A 16,508-nucleotide genomic window follows, 5' to 3' on the forward strand; every position below is an offset into this window, starting at 1 on the left:
TTTGTATTTGGTATAAAAATATAACAAGATGACTTTTTTCAAATTTAGTAATTTATCCCTTGTAGTTTTGCTTGCGAGTAGCCTTTTTTATGTTGGATGTGGCAATAAAGAAAGTCAGCTCGAAAAAGAAATAGGAGCTATTCCCGTTGAAATGCAAGTAGAGCGTTTTGATGAAATATTTTATGCAAGTAAAGCAGAAGAGTTACCTGCAGTAAAACAAAAGTTTCCTTATATGTTTCCTGCTCAACTTACAGATGAGTTTTGGATTGAGAAAAAGAGTGATACAATTTTTCAAGAGTTAAATGAAGAAGTAGAGAAACAATATAAAGATTTGGGTGCTTTGCCAAAGGACTTAGAATCGTTCTTTAAGCATATAAAATATTATTTTCCAGAAGAGGGGACTAAGAAGAAAGTAATAACAGCAATTTCAGAAGTTGATGTTTCTGTGAAAGCAATATATGCTGATAGTTTAGCTTTGATTGCCTTGGATACTTACTTAGGTAATGACCACCGATTTTATATGAACTTCCCTGAGTATTTAAGAGGAACGTTTGACAAAAGTCAGATATTACCAGATTTAGCAGAGAGTTTTGTGATGCAAAAGATGCGACCAAATACCGATAGAACATTTGTGGCAAATATGGTTCAACAAGGGAAGATGTTATATGCAAAAGAGCTATTGTTGCCAGGAGTTGATAAAGAAAATTTAATTGGATATACCAAAGAACAATTAGCTTGGTGTGGGGTAAATGAAGAGTATATGTGGCGTTATTTTGTGGAGAATCAATTGTTGTTTGAAACAGATTCAAAGTTAAGTACCCGTTTTATAGAGCCTGCTCCTTTTTCTAAATTCTATTTAGACATAGATGCAGATAGTCCAGGAAAAGTAGGAGCTTGGTTAGGTTGGCAAATTGTACGTTCGTATATGAAAAATAATAATGTAACTTTGCAACAACTTTTTAATACACAAGGAAAAGAAATTTTCGAACAATCAAAATACAAACCGAGAAAGTAATGAGTAAAAATCACGTTTCTGATATAAAAATTAGAGTAGAGTTAGATGAAAATCGCGTTCCAGAAAATATATCATGGACAGCAAAAGACGGTGGTGTTGAAAATGCTGCTTCAAAAGCGATGTTGTTATCTATATGGGATCACAAAGTAAAAGAAACTTTGCGTATTGATTTATGGACAAAAGATATGCCTGTTGATGAAATGAAGAAATTCTTTCACCAAACATTAGTAGCTATGGCAGATACTTTTGAAAGAGCAACAGAAGACGAAAAGATGTCTGCTACAATGAAAGACTTTTGTGATTATTTCGCAGAGAAAATGGACTTATTAGAAAAATAAAATAAGGTATAAAAAAAGGAGCTTTAAAAGCTCCTTTTTTTTATACTACCATAAGGTTACAACCTCGTATGTCAGAATTGTCAAATCTTCCCAGTATTTCGAAAGATCCATCTGAATATTTCTTTCCTAAATCTTGTGTTGCGATAAATGAACACGAGTTTATGTTTGCTAAATCAATTACATTCACTCCTCCAGTTTTTCCTTCTTCTACATAAGTTAAAGCATCTTCTGGATCACGAGTAAGTATATCCATCCACGGCGGGCATTCAAAAATACCATCTCCAAAAGAATATCCTTGAGACAGTAATTCTGTCATTCCATACTCTGAGTGTATTTTATTTACACCAAAACCATCACATAATATTTTATGTAATTCCTCTCGTATCATTTCTTTTCTACGACCTTTCATTCCTCCTGTTTCCATAATAATGGTGTTTTTCAGGTCAAACTTATTCAGTTCGATTAAATCAAGAAGAGCATAAGTAACTCCAATAAGAAGAATGTTTTTTCCTTGTTGGTCTAAGTCAATTAATTTAGAAGATAATTCTTCGTAATTGTGAAGATAGAAACCACTTTCAGGATGAGCAGAAGAATTGATGAAGTCTTCAGCCATATAAATAAGAGAAGACCCTTCGCGCTCTAAATAAGAAGGCAAAAGAGCTAAGACTACATAGTCTTCAATATTTCCGTAAAAGTGCGAGAAAGCAGCTCTAAAGCTCTCCTCGTAGAAAGAAAGATCAGTTACGTGATGTTTACTTGTTACCATTCCTGTTGTACCACTACTGGTAAAAGTAGTTTTAATAGGATCTGTAGAGCTTAATACTTCTTTTGATTTAAAGAATTGAATAGGTAAAAAAGGCACGTCAACTAATGTTTTTACATTAGCAGGAGTTCTTTCTAATAAGTTACAGAATTGTTGGTATACAGGGTTATTTTCATACTGAAAGCGAAAGACTTTCATAGCTATTTTATGAAACTCTTTCTTAGTTTGAATTTGTATGATTTCTTCTGGTTTAAACACGGTAAAAAATATTTTAAGGCAAAAGTACAAATAAAAAAAGAGCATCACTTTTATGCGATGCTCTTTTTCAGTTAAATCTAATATTTTAGAAATGCTTACTTGATAACAATCTTTCTTGTAGAAGTAGCATTATTTTCTCTAATCTTTATAATATAAATTCCCGCATTAACGCTGTAAGGCAAACTAAGTTCTTTTGTATTCATCGTCATTGCAAATACTTTTTTACCCACTACATTATAAAGCTCAACCTCTTTCGGGTCGTTTTTCGTCGATTCTATATACAACTTTCCGCTGGCAGCAGCAGGATTAGGGGATATAGACAGCCCTTCGATATTCTGGTTCGAAAATCTTGGTTCATTGTAACGCAATCCACTTTGCGCGAATGCTGAGCTTGCGCCTAACATTGTAATGAACAATACGATAGTGTAAAAGTATTTATTTGCCATCTAAGAGAAATTATGGTATAAAAGTAGTAATAATAATTCTAATAAAAAATTAAAAAGCGTATGCTTTTTAGGGCATACGCTTTTTTTTAACATTTTTTATTTTGAAAAGTGATATATTATAGTCCCACTGTCCATCCTTTTGTCCATTCTGGAACACCAGCACCATTACCAGCACCGCTGTTATTTGCTTCACTTAGTACTTTAGTTGCATCAGAAGCATTTCCTTTTGTGTCTTTACCAGAAACTTTAGTTGTTACATCAATTAACTGTACATTTTTAACAAATAAAGAACCTTTAGATACGTTGTCAAGTGTTTCATCGTGTTCAACATCGATACCTACTTTCCATCCGCTTAATACTATATTTGAGATTTGACCTTTAGTCCCTTCACGTAATTTTAAGGCAGTACCTTCTCCTTTTTTAGCAGAGATTAAAGTAACTCCGTCAATTTTTGGATTAGAATAAGGATTTGCACTTCTGTTGTTGCTATTATTGTCTGCTTCAAATCCTCTGTCTGCAGTTCCTGATTGTTTAGAATACCAGAATTTGTTTTCTTGGCCATTCCATCCTTCAGTCCAATCGAATTGGTCGTCATCGTTGTTTGTAGATACTAAATATTGCGCACTTACAGTTCCACCAAACCACTCAAAACCATCATCTGAACCTTCGTGTGCTTGTACATATTGTATAGTAGTACCGCTACCAACACCAAACATTGAAAGACCATTAAATTCTTTTTCACTGTTGTAGTTTGCTCCAGCATATTCAATTCTTAAGTACTTGATTGAACCTGAGTTGTCGTTTGCAACATCTCCACCGTACGTTAAGTCTGATACTTCAGCAGTAGCAGATGTTCCTTTATTAATAGGTGCTTTACCACATAATACTAAACCTCCCCAGCTACCTCTTTCTTTTTCAGCAGCAGTCATAACAACTGGATTGTTTTTATTTCCTTCAACAAAGATTTGTCCTCCTTGTGCAACAGCGATATATGCGCTTGTTCCTCCTGTTCCGATAATTACAACACCTTCAGGAATAGTTAACTTAGCACCATCTCCAACGACAAGTTTACTTTTTAAGTTGTATGTTTTGTTTTTCTCAAGTTTTAAGTGTTCTCCTTTTTTAAGTTCCCCTCCAATTGTGTTTTCTGTTGTTGGTGGAGTAATTGTTCCTCCATCTCCAGGTTTACCTGTGTTGTTTGAATTGTCGTCTGATGAACAGCTTGCAAATAATACTGTTGCTAATGATAGTGTTAATCCAAGTCTAAGTAGCTTTTTCATAATTTAAAAGTGTTATAGTTTTTTTTCTATAACAAAGATGCAGTTGTAATATTACCACTGTGTTAATGAAGTGTGATGAAAATATTAATTATGAATGGGTTATGTGTCTTTTGTGTTAATATAAAGTGAGAGATACATTTAGATAATTACTTGTTTTTCAAGGAGAATATTACACAAGTGACTTTGAAAGGTTATTTTACTTCTATTTTATTGATATACCTCTGCTGTTAAAAAGTTATTTGTAAGTGTATAAGATTAAAGGCAGTTTTTTAAAATATTTAATTCTAAGAATGGTATTGGTTATGGTCAAAAAAAAACCGGTTGAATTTAAATTCAACCGGCATAAGTTCCCTCGAAAAGTTACTTATTTAAACACAACGTTAAAATGTATAATTAAAGCCTAAACTGAAATTAGAACCTACTTTATACGATTGTACTAATATGTCTTGTGTTAGATTCTCTTGTTTTCTTTCAATTTTTGGATCTAATAAGTTTTTAGCTGTAAAACTCATTCCAAAATTTTTAGAGAAGTTCATTTTAAAAGCGAAGTCTAACATTCCAAACGATTTGTCAACTAAGTTTCCTCCTTGTTCAGTACCTAAAGAATATAATTTATCAGAGAAGTGTGCATAAGAAATGGTAGTAGTCAAACTTTGGTCACCCCATTCTTTGATATACGAAAGGTCAGCATTTAATAAGAAGTCTGATGCTCCTGTAAAACTTGCATCTTTGTGTGTAAAAGAAGTACTCAGATATTTGTTTTCACGATTTACCTTTTCATTATCTAACTTTTGGTATGTTTTCATTATTGAAGCATTCACACCACCAGTAATTTTATTTGTATTCACATCGTCAAAGCTGATTAAGTTTTTTCGAACCTCAATTTCCACTCCAGCTGCATAACCATAATCACCTGTGTTAGCATACGTGATATCATTTGAAGACGAAGAAGAAACAATCTCATTTATTGGATTTTCGATGTATTTACCAAAACCAGTTACAGAGAACACTTCATCATTAGTAGGGAAAAATTCCCATTTTAAGTCAAAGTTATAGTCGTCAGAAGCGTATAAGTCAGGGTTACCCACTTTAATTTCTGTTACATCTTCATAAATAAAACGCGCTCTTTCTTTGAATTGAGGCAGGGTATATGTTTTAGAAAAAGCAAATCTTAAATTGTTTTTATCATTAACTGCATATCGCAAAGACAAACTTGGTAAGAACGCATTCTTAGAAAACTTATTCTCTGTTTTTATTACATCCAATTGCGTTTGCCAATCAACATTCTGAGATATCTTTTCAAAACGCAATCCTACAATACCTGAAAGTTTGTCTGATAATTTATATTCCACATTTGCAAAACCAGCATTGATAAGTAAATCACCATTATAAGTCTGTGGTTTCAATGCATCATGCGTATTTACACCACCTCTAAAAGTATAAGTTTTGAAGTATCCGTTTTCAAAGTTAGTTTGATTGAAGAACTGATCTAAAGCATACGGATTAATATTATTATTGTATTCATTGTTGATTTGGAATACGAATTGAGTTGCTTCAAATTTGCGCTCTTTGCTTCTCATATTATATCCAACAGTAAGTTTACCATTGTATAAATTCTCTTCGTTTTTACCGAATTTATAATCTACAGCCAAGTTCGCTGCTATTTCATTTTCAGTAAGGTCTTCAAAGTAACGGTTGTTATCCGATCTAGAGTTTATTGAAAACTTATAAGCATCGCTATCTTTTAGTTTGTTGATTGTGTACTGTTGTCTGTCTGGAGTTTGTGCTGAAACACGGTTATATGCAACTCCCCAGTTTAAGTCAAATTGTTCTGTTAAGTTGTGAGTACCTAATAACTGATTAACAAACAACATATCTTGTTTATAGTTCTGTCTATTTAAGAAAGTATGGTCAGTATTGTCAAGTGTGATATCTCTGATGAATCCGCGGTACTCATCATTTTTTTCTTGAGAATCGTTGATGAATAATACGTTGTATTTAATACTGTTTTTAGCATTGATGTTGTAATCAGCATTAAACATTGCAGTAGTATTTGTATTGTATTCAAAAGACTCCATCTCTAAGTTCTTAGTAAAGTCGTTTTGCGCTTGTGCTGTGCGAGAAATACCCTTTTTGTGTTTGAAATTATTGCTAAAAGAAACTGTAGCAAATAAATTTAAAGACGATTCAGCTCCAAAGTAAAATGATTTACCACCATCTAAGCTAAGACCTAATCCATATGGAGTTCTCTCATTAGTCTGCGTAGTATTTGTAAAAGTATAAGCAGCTAAAGGATTAGTAGGAATGTCTTTTTTAGAAAAACCAATATAGTTTCTATTACCTGTTGTTCTAAAGCTATTTTGTTCAAAAGCATTTGAGTTAAGGTTTGAACTAACTCCCAATTGTACATAACCTTCTCCACTGTGTTTTTTAGAAATAATATCAATATTACCCCCTGCAAAATCTCCATAATTACGAGTACTATACGTTTTGTCGATAGATAAATATTCAACAATATCTGTATTAAAGATGTTTAAGCTGATATTTTTCTTTTCCGGATCATTTGAAGAAAGAGGTAGCCCATTGAAAGAAGTACTATTGTAACGGTCACCTAATCCTCTTACGAAGATAGTTCCAGAGCCTTCTTGTTTAGAAACCCCTGTTGTTTTTGTCACAGCAGTCGCAACATCACTAACCCCTTTACGAGAAAGTTCTTGAGAACCGATATGCTGTTTGATTTCAGCAGAGCGTTGTTGCTCAATTAATAAAGCAGACTCTCTTGCTTTAGAGCGAGTAGCAGTAACAACTACCCCTTCTAATTCTACGTGTTCATCTTGTAAAGCTACATTAAGAGCTTTTTTTTCTTTTGCAGTAACTGTAATTTTTTGTTCTTGCTGAAGGTATCCGATATATTCAAAAATAATTATGTGTGTACCAGGATCTAAAGCTATTTGGTAGTTTCCGTCAAGATCTGTATTTACTCCAATTGATGTATTTTTAATACTAACAGTAGCATACGGTAAAGGTTCTTTGGTTGTGTTGTCTGTTATTTTTCCTTTGATTTCTGCTTTTTGGCCAAAGGCGATTGCAGTTGCCAATAAAAAAATAATTGATAAGTAGTTTTTCATAAAAATTTAAAAGTTGTGTTTATGAAGACAAATAACCTTTGTTTTTTGTGGAATAGCATTAATCTAATATTATGATTTTATAATCTAATATTAATTAATTGTTAACATATTAATTAATTGTAAAGTAAGTGTTTACTTCTATTTAATATTCTATATTTGGAAGGTAAAACATTGTTGAAATCATGAAAAACTCGAAGATTAAAATTTTGTTGGTAGATGATGACCTGGATATAATAGACGTTATTAATTACAATCTAAAAAAAGAAGGTTATAAGATTTTAGTTGCTAATAGTGGTGCGGAAGCATTAGAAATAGCAAGAAAAGTAAAGCCACATTTAATATTGCTTGACGTTATGATGCCTGAAATGGATGGTATAGAAACGTGTGAAGGGTTAAGAAAGATGAAAGGACTTTCTAATACGGTAATTGCATTTTTATCAGCAAGAGGAGAAGATTATTCTCAAGTTGCAGGATATGATGCTGGAGCAGATGATTATATAACTAAGCCTATACGACCAAAAGTTTTAATAGGTAAAGTAAAGGGATTACTTAGGCGTTTTGTAACTGATGAAGAAAATAATGGTGATTCTGTTTCTTTTGGAGACTTAGTTATTAATAGAGTGATGTATAAGGTTTTCTTGAAAGACGAAGAGATAAGACTCCCTAAAAAGGAGTTTGAATTGTTATCGCTATTGAGTTCTAATCCAGGAAAAGTATTTGATAGATATGAAATCCTTGATCTTATATGGGGAGTTGATGTTGTAGTAAACGATCGTACAATTGACGTTCACGTAAAAAAACTTCGCAGTAAGCTTGGCGAAAATATTATTAAGACTATCAAAGGAGTTGGCTATAAATTTGAAATGGAGGATTAACCAATGGCTGTTAAGTTTAAGAACTCTTATAAGTTTGCAATAAAGTCATCATCTGTGATTACTTTGATTAGCTTTATTGTATTATTTCCATTTACTTTTTTCTTTTTAGAGATTTCTGTGTGGTACCTTTTATTGTATTGTGCCTTTCTTTATACTATATCCTTTTTTATTCTACAATATAGAGTGGAGTATTTTATTTACCGTAGGATTAAAAAAATTTATGACAATGTTTCACTTTTAGAGCATAGTGAATTAAGATCGAGATCTGTAACGACGGATATTAAAACACTTACAGAAGAGATTGAAAAGTTTGCTTTAAACAAGAAAATAGAAGTTGAATCCTTAGAAGTTCGCGAAGAGTACAGACGTGAATTCTTAGGTAATATTTCACACGAATTAAAAACTCCCCTTTTTACAATCCAAAGCTATTTAGACACACTAATTGATGGTGCTGTTGATGACTTAGAAGTGCGCGATAACTATTTAGAACGTACAAGTCTCAGTGTAGAGCGATTAATCTATATTGTACAAGACTTGGATATGATTACTAAATTAGAAACAGGTCGACTTCATTTAAACCAAACTACATTTGATATTGTTGAGACTATTCAACATGCGTTTGACTTTTTAGAGTATAAGGCTAAAAAACGCAATATTTCTTTGATTTTTGATATGAACTATGACAAGCCTATTTATGTAGTAGGAGATAAAGAGCGCATAGGTCAAGTTGTAACGAACTTAATTGACAACTCTATTAAATACGGTAAAGAAAAGGGAACTACTGAAGTAAGTATAGAAGACCTTGTGAAGAATAAATTAATCGTGAGAGTTACCGATAACGGAACAGGGATTAAAAAAGAGAATATCTCTCGTTTATTTGAACGTTTTTATCGCATTGATAAAAGTGGGTCACGAACAGTAGGAGGCTCAGGATTAGGACTCTCTATTGTAAAACATATTGTTGAAGCTCACGATGAACACATCTATGTAGAGAGTAGTTATGGCTATGGATCTGAATTTTCATTTACCTTAGAAAAGGCTTTAACGAGTAAGCTTGAAAAATAAAATCTGTATCTTATTGACAGATAGCGTTAAAGAAAAAAATAAAAAATTTTACTTTCGGTATAATTACTTAATTTTGCGCAAATTTTTAATTGAATAAAACGTGGGAAGTAAAAATAAATTAAAGCGATTCAGAGAGAACGAAACTTTTGACAACGTGTTTCAACCTACAAGAGAAGAAATGCTTGAAAATTTACCACAGAAAGGTAACTGGGGTAAAGAAGTATTTAAAAACGACAATCCAATTATCCTTGAGTTAGGATGTGGAAAAGGAGAGTACACTGTTGAGTTAGCAAAGCGTTTTCCTGAAAAGAACTTTATTGGAATAGACATCAAAGGAGCTCGTTTTTGGCGAGGTGCAAAAACTGCTGTTGATTCTGGAATGAATAATGTAGCTTTTTTACGTACTCAAATTGAATTGATTGAATACGCATTTGCACAAGGAGAAGTTAGTGAGATATGGATTACTTTCCCAGACCCTCAAATCAAGTACAAACGTACAAAACACCGTTTGACAAATAGTGAGTTTTTACAACGTTATAAAGGAATCTTGAAAGAAGATGGTATAATGAATTTAAAAACTGACAGTGAGTTTATGCACGGTTATACTTTAGGTTTATTACACGGAGAAGGACATGAAGTAATTTATGCTAATCACCATGTTTACAAAAATGAAGGTGCTCCAGCTGTAGTAACAGAAATTCAAACGTTCTACGAATCTCAGTATTTAGAACAAAACAAAGCGATTACTTACATTCAATTCAGAATTAAGTAGAATGGTATTTGAGATATTTACATTACTATTATTAGGATTTTTTGCAGCAACTCTGGGAGTTTCCCTTCCCGGGTTGCTTAATATGACTGCCGTAAAAATAGCAAAGGAAGACGGAGGTAAACAAGCGTTCTTATACGTTTGTGGTGCTTTGGCTGTTATATTTATTCAAACGTATATTGCCATCTTTTTTGCAAAGTTAATTGACTCGAGTCCTGCTATAACAGAAGCATTACACGAAATAGGGCTTGTTATTTTTGGGTTGTTAACTATTTACTTTTTATTCTTTGCTAAGAAAAAAGAGAAGAAGAAAAAACAAAGTCCTTCTAAGCTTAAATCGCCTTTTCTATACGGAGGTTTATTAGCTGCTATTAATGTATTCCCAATACCTTATTACGTATTTTTAAGTGTTACTTTGGCCAGTTACAACTATCCTATTTTTGAGATGATTTATACGATTTTCTTTTCATTAGGAGTTGTTTTGGGTTCTGGGTTAATGTTTTATATCTACGTTTCTTTCTTTAAAAAGCCTTCACGTGAAGACGCTTTTATCCTCAAAAATATCAATTATGTGATTGGTTCAATCACAGGAGTAATCAGTTTAATTACCATTTACAAGCTGTTTTCGTAATGGCAGAGAAAGACAATTTCTTTGAGCGAGTTTATGCCGTTGTAAGGCAAATACCTGAAGGAAGGGTTACAACGTATGGCGCTATTGCAAAGGCGATAGGTGCTGCAAAGTCAGCCCGAATGGTTGGTTATGCGATGAATGCTTCTCATTTTGACGACACAGTGCCCGCACATCGCGTTGTAAACCGCGTTGGACTACTAAGTGGTAAGCATCATTTTGATGGAACTAACCTTATGCAACAGCTTTTAGAGAGTGAAGGGGTTGTTATTAAAGACAATAAAGTTCAAAACTTCCAAGAACTATTGTGGATACCTCCTGTATGTATAGAATAGTAATTATTCTGGGCTTTATTTATTATATCAGTTAGTTTCTTTTTTGAAAAACAAGGAGAAGAAGTAAAAAGTACCATTGTACAAAGCACCATTTTTTTGAGCTAAAAAGTTATTTAATGACTCTTTTGTAAAGCTTTTTTCTATAAAAACACTATTCAAAAGTTGTTTTTTCTTCAAATTAACCTATTTCAACCCTTTTTTTTGTAGTTAATTATAAATCTTTTTTCTTGCCCAAAAAAGGCTGTGTAAAAAAGATAAATCTCTTGTATCTCTTGCTATCAAAGAGTTTGTAAATGCTATTAGGATTGCATTCTCTTGTTAGCAGTAGGATTTATAGTATAATTTAGTCCAATTTTTAGATTAGTTATTGTCTGATATACACGCAAAATTGTCTGACAATTGTCCGAGTTTACTGGCCTGAGCATCATTTTAGTCGGACAACTGTCGGAGGATTGTCAGACAAGCCTCAGAGGAGCCTAAAAATAGAGCTTTGTCATTGTATTTTAAAAGAGTCTTTTTACTTAGTCTGTATAGGTAATTTGTCTCCGTTTAAATAATATTCAGCTTCTTTCTTTATAAGATGTAATTGGTGGTGTAGCACATCAAAAAGAAATTTTCTTTAAAGGCAAATATATTCTCAGGCAAAGTATTGTAGTTTAGGGAATTTAAAGGAATTTACAACAAGTAAACAAAGAGTAGGACATAACAATGCAGTAGTTAAATAGCCTACGAATACTCTTATAGCATTGCCAAGTGCTAAACGTTAAGTGAGATAAATGATGTCTACTATTTAGAGAGTAATCATTTTTAGGTAAGAGGGAAATTTAATGCGAATACAGTCGTTTCTTCCTTGCGACTATAAGAAAGATAACCATTGTGCATTTCTACGATATTTTTAGATAACGGCAGACCAATTCCAGCTCCTTCTTCACGGGTAGTGTAGAAAGGAATAAAAATCTTGTCCTTAATAGCCTCTTCTATACCAGGGCCATTGTCAATAACCTCAATCCACAAGCGATTGTTCTTTTCAAAAAGGTTGAGTTGTATTAACTTATTTTCTTGTTTATTAACAGCAAACATTGCGTTGGTTAATAAGTTTATGATTACTTGTTCCATTTGATGAACATCCCATTCAAGTGTCGGGTTGCTTTCAAAGTTATACGCTAAGGTAATTTGTTTGTTTTTAAACAAAGGAGACAATGTTTCCATACTGTTTTTCAATACATCAGACACAGCCACTAATTGTTTTTTAGGACTTGGCATCATTGTCAACTTGCGGTAGTTATTGATAAACTGTTGCAAGTGATCTGTTCTATTAACAATAGTGTTTATACTCACCTTTAAGTCGTCAATATCGTCATCTGTCAGCGGAGTTTCTTCGTTTAAAATTTCTTGCGTATTATGAGCTAAAGAGTGAATTGGTGTAAGGGAATTCATAATCTCGTGAGAAATAATCTTCATTAGATTTTCCCACGTATCTCTTTCTTTTTTGTCCAATACCTTTTGAATAGAATCTAATAGAACAATGAAGTATTCTTGATTTTGGCTAACCGTCGTTGAGGTTTGTAAAATGAAGGTTTGTTTTTCGTCATTTTCAATTTTAATATCAATAGGTTCTTTCGACTCCTTAAAGCCTAAGTGTTGTAAATGACTTGTCAATGCTGGTAATAAACGGTCTAAGTTAGTCCACGATTTTACCTTTGGAATATCAAATAAATGAGAGAAGTAATCGTTGATCAAAAATACTTCCCATTTGTCTTCTTTTCTTTCAAGGATAACAATTCCCGTTTCTATATTGTTTAGAATGTTGAGGTACACCAATTCTCTAACCTCATTCTCTTGTTGTTTATTTTGTAATTTCTGATAGAGCAACTGCAAATTGTTCATTGTCTCATTCGCTTGTGGTTTATTTGATTTCAAAGAGAAGTCATCATAAATCATCGCTAATAATATGCGGTCAATGGTGTTGTAATACTTCTTTTGAAAAAAGTATAATTCCACAAAAAGAATAGCAATTAGCAATACTACTAATAGCAAAGAATAGTACAATCCCTGTGAATATAAATTCATAGCTAATACTCCTAAAAGAAGTATTAAAACGATGCGTATAAATGCTTTAGTGTGAAAAGACATATTGCGTATTCTATTTAGTTTTTAATGTTGTATTTCTCAAGTCTTCTATAAAGAGCAGCTCGTGATAAACCTAACTCTTCTGCCGTTTGACTAATATTGCCTTCGTGTTTTTCTAAGGCTTTTAAGATGGAAACTCGCTCCATATCTTGTAGCGTATTTTCTTCAACAGGACTATCATTTATCATCGTTGATGAAATGCCAAAGTCTGCTAACTTTAATTCAGCTTCATCTGTTAATATCAAAGCACGTTCAACGCGATTTTGCATTTCACGAATATTTCCCTTCCAATCATAAGCTTCTAAAGAAGAAATTGTTTGTTGACTTACCACAGGAACACTTCTCTCGTATTTAGAGGCGTATTCATTGATAAAGAAAGATAAAAGTGGACTAATATCTTCTTTTCGTTCTCTCAAAGGAGGAAGCTGTAGGGTTACTGTATTAATTCGATAATATAAATCTTCTCTAAATAGTTTGTTGTTTACTTCTTGTTCTATTGCAGCATTTGTAGCTGTAATAATTCGAATATCTACAGGGCGAACTTTTGATTCACCTAATCGAATAACACTTTTTGACTGAATTACCTGAAGTAGTTTTGCTTGTAAGTGTAAAGGCACATTTCCAATTTCATCTAAGAAAACAGTACCGCCATTTGCTGCTTCAAAACGGCCTTCTGTATCTTGTTTAGCATCTGTAAAAGCCCCTTTGGCATACCCGAATAATTCACTTTCGAACAAGTTTTCATTCAATGAGCCTAAATCAACGTGTATAAATGGTTGGTCTTTTCTTAGGGAGTTGTCGTGAATGTACTTTGCTAATACGTATTTACCCGTACCATTTTCTCCTAAAATAAGCGCATTAACATCCGTTTTAGCAACGCGATTTGCCATTGTATATACCTTTTGAATACTTGGCGCTTCACCAATAAATACCTTATCTTGTTCAGAAGAAACAATAGGTAAGTTCCCTTTTTTACGGGCTTGTTTGACTGCTCCTTTTACAGTTTCAATCAACGCATCATTGTTCCAAGGTTTTAGAATATAATCCGTAGCTCCTAATTTAATTCCTTCAACAGCTGTTTCAATATTTCCATAAGATGTCATTAAGATGATCTGTGTATTAGGCGATAGACGTTTAATTTCTTTAAACCAGAAAATACCTTCTTTTCCGTCTTCAAAACCAACGCGATAATTCATATCCAAAATAACCACATCAACACTGTTTTCTCCTAAATATTCTATTATTTTTTTAGGGTTTGTATTCGTGTTTACTGTTTCAAAATGACGTTTTAATAACATTTTAGCCGCGATTAAAATCTCCGAATTGTCGTCTAATACTAATATGTTGGCTATAATCTTTCTCATAGTAATTTATTGCTGTTTCAAAAGCGAACAAAATAGTGTTCGTTATCGGACACTGTAAATTTGTCTTTTTTTGTAAGGTGTTGATATTTAAGGGTGTGCTATTTTATAGTCTACTGGCACATTTTTCTCATTGTAAAAGAAAAATAGCGTTAGTATGGACAGAGCCCTTCCTCGTAAAAATAGAAAAAAACTTAAAGTATTAGTTACTATAGTAGGAATAATACTTTTATTGTTAGCTACTTACTTTACGTTTTTTCAGACGGTAGTCTTAAATGTACCTAAAAAAGAGATAAGAATTAGAGAAGTTACAGAAGACTTTTTTGAGGAGTATATTTCATTTCAGGCACAAGTAGAACCACTACATTCTTTGTTAGTGAATATCGTTGAGGGAGGATCTATTCAAGAGCGTTTTGTAGAAAATGGAAGTATGGTTGAAAAAGGAGAACCTTTGGTACGCATATATAATCCAACTGCGGAGTTCAGTTTTATGTCTCAAGAAGCATCGCTAATTGAACAAATGAATAATTTGAACGTGAATAAGATGAATATTCGAAGTCAAGAACTAAATTTAACAAAAGATTTAATTAGCATCGAATACGACTATAAAAATGCCGAATTGCAATATCAGTTAAACAAAAAGCTATATGACCAAGAGGTACTTTCTCAGAGTGATTGGGATAAAACAAAAGAGACATTGTCTTATCAAAAAAAGCGAAAAGCATTGATGGAAGAGAGTATCGCTAAAGAAAAGCAAAGTAATCAAGTACAGTTACAACAAATGGATCAATCGCTGATTGTCTTAGCAAAAAGCTTAGAGAAGTTGAAAGAAAACAAAGGCAACTTTTTATTGAAAGCCCCTATTTCTGGAAGATTATCCTCTTTTGAAGCAGTGTTAGGGAAAACCTACCAAGCAGGTGAAAGTATTGGAAAGATAGATGTAATGGAGGGGTATAAGTTGGTCGCACAAGTTGATGAGTTTTATTTAGACAAGGTAGTTGTTGGACAAAAAGGACAGGTAGATTTAAAAGGACAAATTACAGCTGTAGAAGTAACGAAGATATTGCCAGAAGTAAAAAGTGGTCGCTTTGAAGTACAGTTGAAATTTTTGACTGAAGGTGAATTAAAATTACAAGAAGGAACAAGTTTCGGGGTTAAATTATTCTTGTCAGGAAAAGAAAAGAGAGTATTATTAGCCAAAGGAAACTTTTATCAAGATACAAAAGGCGAATGGGTATATGTGGTTAAAAATAACAAAGCCCAAAGGCGAAATATAGAAATAGGAAGAGAAAATCCAGCATATTATGAAGTGATATCTGGATTAGAAGTTGGAGAGCAAGTGATTGTATCGAGTTATAAAGATTATTTGAGAGTTGAACATTTAAATATAGAGGATTAGTTATGGTAATATCAATTAAAGAGATGTCTCGTGTTTTCCAAACAGAGGAAGTGGAGACAACAGCATTAAACAAAGTATCCTTAGAAGTGAGAGAAGGAGAGTTTATCTCAGTAATGGGACCTTCAGGATGTGGGAAATCAACATTGTTAAATATCATCGGGTTATTAGATGATGCGTCATCAGGAAGCTATTTGCTGTTAGACAAAGAGATGGTGGGGTTGACAGAAAGTCAACGTGCAAAGATTAGAAAAGAGAACATTGGATTTATATTTCAAAACTTCAATTTAATAGACGAGTTATCTGTTTATGACAACATTGAATTGCCGTTGATTTATAATAAAGTGCCAAGTGGAGAACGCAAAAAACGCGTAATGGAAATAGCAGAACGCTTGAATATCGTTCACCGTTTAAAACATTATCCACAACAATTATCAGGGGGACAACAACAACGTGTGGCAGTAGGTCGTGCATTGATTAATAACCCTAAGATTATTTTGGCGGATGAGCCTACGGGTAACTTAGACAGTAAAAATGGTAGTGAGGTAATGGAGTTGTTGACAGATTTACATCAACAAGGGGCAACTATTATAATGGTAACCCACTCTAATCACGATGCTTCTTATTCAGAGCGTACTATTTTGATGAAAGACGGAATGATTCTTTCAGAAAAGGTAAATACCAAAATTGTAGATGTCTTTGCGGACTAAAAAAAGTAAGA

The 16,508-nt window shown here is 33.0% G+C and carries 15 protein-coding genes; 9 read left to right on the forward strand and 6 right to left on the reverse strand.

The annotated features are described in order from the left end of the window. Positions 1-28: 28 nt before the first annotated feature. Together gldB and gldC are read left to right on the forward strand one after the other, a co-directional pair. Positions 29-1,015, forward strand: a complete 987-nt coding sequence (gldB, locus tag GQS07_RS05305; RefSeq protein WP_158209922.1) for a gliding motility lipoprotein GldB — start codon at positions 29-31, stop codon at positions 1,013-1,015. After that, the gene (gene gldC / locus GQS07_RS05310; RefSeq protein WP_090409473.1) at positions 1,015-1,353 is read left to right on the forward strand and encodes a gliding motility protein GldC; all 339 of its coding nucleotides are present in this window, start codon (positions 1,015-1,017) and stop codon (positions 1,351-1,353) included. Before gldB ends, gldC begins: the two co-directional genes overlap by 1 nt. A gap of 40 nt (positions 1,354-1,393) precedes the next feature. Here the strand turns inward: gldC and GQS07_RS05315 are convergent, their stop codons facing one another. The 4 genes from GQS07_RS05315 to GQS07_RS05330 form a co-directional block, all read right to left on the reverse strand. Continuing rightward, positions 1,394-2,374 carry an acyl transferase gene (locus GQS07_RS05315; protein ID WP_158209923.1) on the reverse strand — a complete coding sequence of 327 codons (981 nt, stop codon included), beginning with the start codon at positions 2,372-2,374 and terminating at the stop codon, positions 1,394-1,396. A gap of 95 nt (positions 2,375-2,469) precedes the next feature. Then, the gene (locus tag GQS07_RS05320) at positions 2,470-2,820 is read right to left on the reverse strand and encodes a T9SS type A sorting domain-containing protein (RefSeq protein WP_233269313.1); all 351 of its coding nucleotides are present in this window, start codon (positions 2,818-2,820) and stop codon (positions 2,470-2,472) included. Between the two features lie 116 nt (positions 2,821-2,936). Continuing rightward, positions 2,937-4,100 carry a hypothetical protein gene (locus GQS07_RS05325; protein WP_158209924.1) on the reverse strand — a complete coding sequence of 388 codons (1,164 nt, stop codon included), beginning with the start codon at positions 4,098-4,100 and terminating at the stop codon, positions 2,937-2,939. 380 nt (positions 4,101-4,480) lie between these two features. Further along, complete coding sequence (locus GQS07_RS05330) at positions 4,481-7,228, reverse strand: TonB-dependent receptor (protein WP_158209925.1); 2,748 nt, start codon at positions 7,226-7,228, stop codon at positions 4,481-4,483. Positions 7,229-7,410: 182 nt separating this feature from the next. Here GQS07_RS05330 and GQS07_RS05335 point away from each other — a divergent pair, with 182 nt between their 5' ends. From GQS07_RS05335 to GQS07_RS05355, 5 genes are all read left to right on the forward strand, one after another. Next, positions 7,411-8,103, forward strand: a complete 693-nt coding sequence (locus tag GQS07_RS05335; RefSeq protein WP_158209926.1) for a response regulator transcription factor — start codon at positions 7,411-7,413, stop codon at positions 8,101-8,103. A gap of 3 nt (positions 8,104-8,106) precedes the next feature. After that, complete coding sequence (locus tag GQS07_RS05340; RefSeq protein WP_158209927.1) at positions 8,107-9,168, forward strand: sensor histidine kinase; 1,062 nt, start codon at positions 8,107-8,109, stop codon at positions 9,166-9,168. 100 nt (positions 9,169-9,268) lie between these two features. Further along, complete coding sequence (gene trmB, locus GQS07_RS05345; protein WP_158209928.1) at positions 9,269-9,940, forward strand: tRNA (guanosine(46)-N7)-methyltransferase TrmB; 672 nt, start codon at positions 9,269-9,271, stop codon at positions 9,938-9,940. Between the two features lies 1 nt (position 9,941). Further along, complete coding sequence (locus tag GQS07_RS05350) at positions 9,942-10,568, forward strand: amino acid permease (RefSeq protein ID WP_158209929.1); 627 nt, start codon at positions 9,942-9,944, stop codon at positions 10,566-10,568. After that, on the forward strand, positions 10,568-10,900 hold the full coding sequence (locus GQS07_RS05355; RefSeq protein ID WP_158209930.1) for an MGMT family protein: 333 nt from the start codon (positions 10,568-10,570) through the stop codon (positions 10,898-10,900). Before GQS07_RS05350 ends, GQS07_RS05355 begins: the two co-directional genes overlap by 1 nt. Positions 10,901-11,707: 807 nt before the next feature. Here the strand turns inward: GQS07_RS05355 and GQS07_RS05360 are convergent. Both GQS07_RS05360 and GQS07_RS05365 read right to left on the reverse strand, forming a co-directional pair. Then, positions 11,708-13,033 (reverse strand): sensor histidine kinase, encoded by a 1,326-nt coding sequence (locus GQS07_RS05360; protein WP_158209931.1) that lies wholly within the window; start codon positions 13,031-13,033, stop codon positions 11,708-11,710. A 14-nt stretch (positions 13,034-13,047) separates the two neighbouring features. Further along, entirely contained in the window at positions 13,048-14,394 is a 1,347-nt protein-coding gene (locus GQS07_RS05365) for a sigma-54-dependent transcriptional regulator (RefSeq protein ID WP_158209932.1), read from the reverse strand. A 154-nt stretch (positions 14,395-14,548) separates the two neighbouring features. On the opposite strand from GQS07_RS05365, the gene GQS07_RS05370 reads away from it, so the two are divergent. Both GQS07_RS05370 and GQS07_RS05375 read left to right on the forward strand, forming a co-directional pair. Next, positions 14,549-15,790 (forward strand): efflux RND transporter periplasmic adaptor subunit, encoded by a 1,242-nt coding sequence (locus tag GQS07_RS05370; protein WP_158209933.1) that lies wholly within the window; start codon positions 14,549-14,551, stop codon positions 15,788-15,790. 23 nt (positions 15,791-15,813) lie between these two features. After that, complete coding sequence (locus GQS07_RS05375; protein WP_199269114.1) at positions 15,814-16,497, forward strand: ABC transporter ATP-binding protein; 684 nt, start codon at positions 15,814-15,816, stop codon at positions 16,495-16,497. Positions 16,498-16,508 lie beyond the last annotated feature (11 nt).

The organism is Myroides phaeus (assembly GCF_009799805.1).
GTDB classification, from domain to species: Bacteria; Bacteroidota; Bacteroidia; order Flavobacteriales; family Flavobacteriaceae; genus Flavobacterium; species Flavobacterium phaeum_A.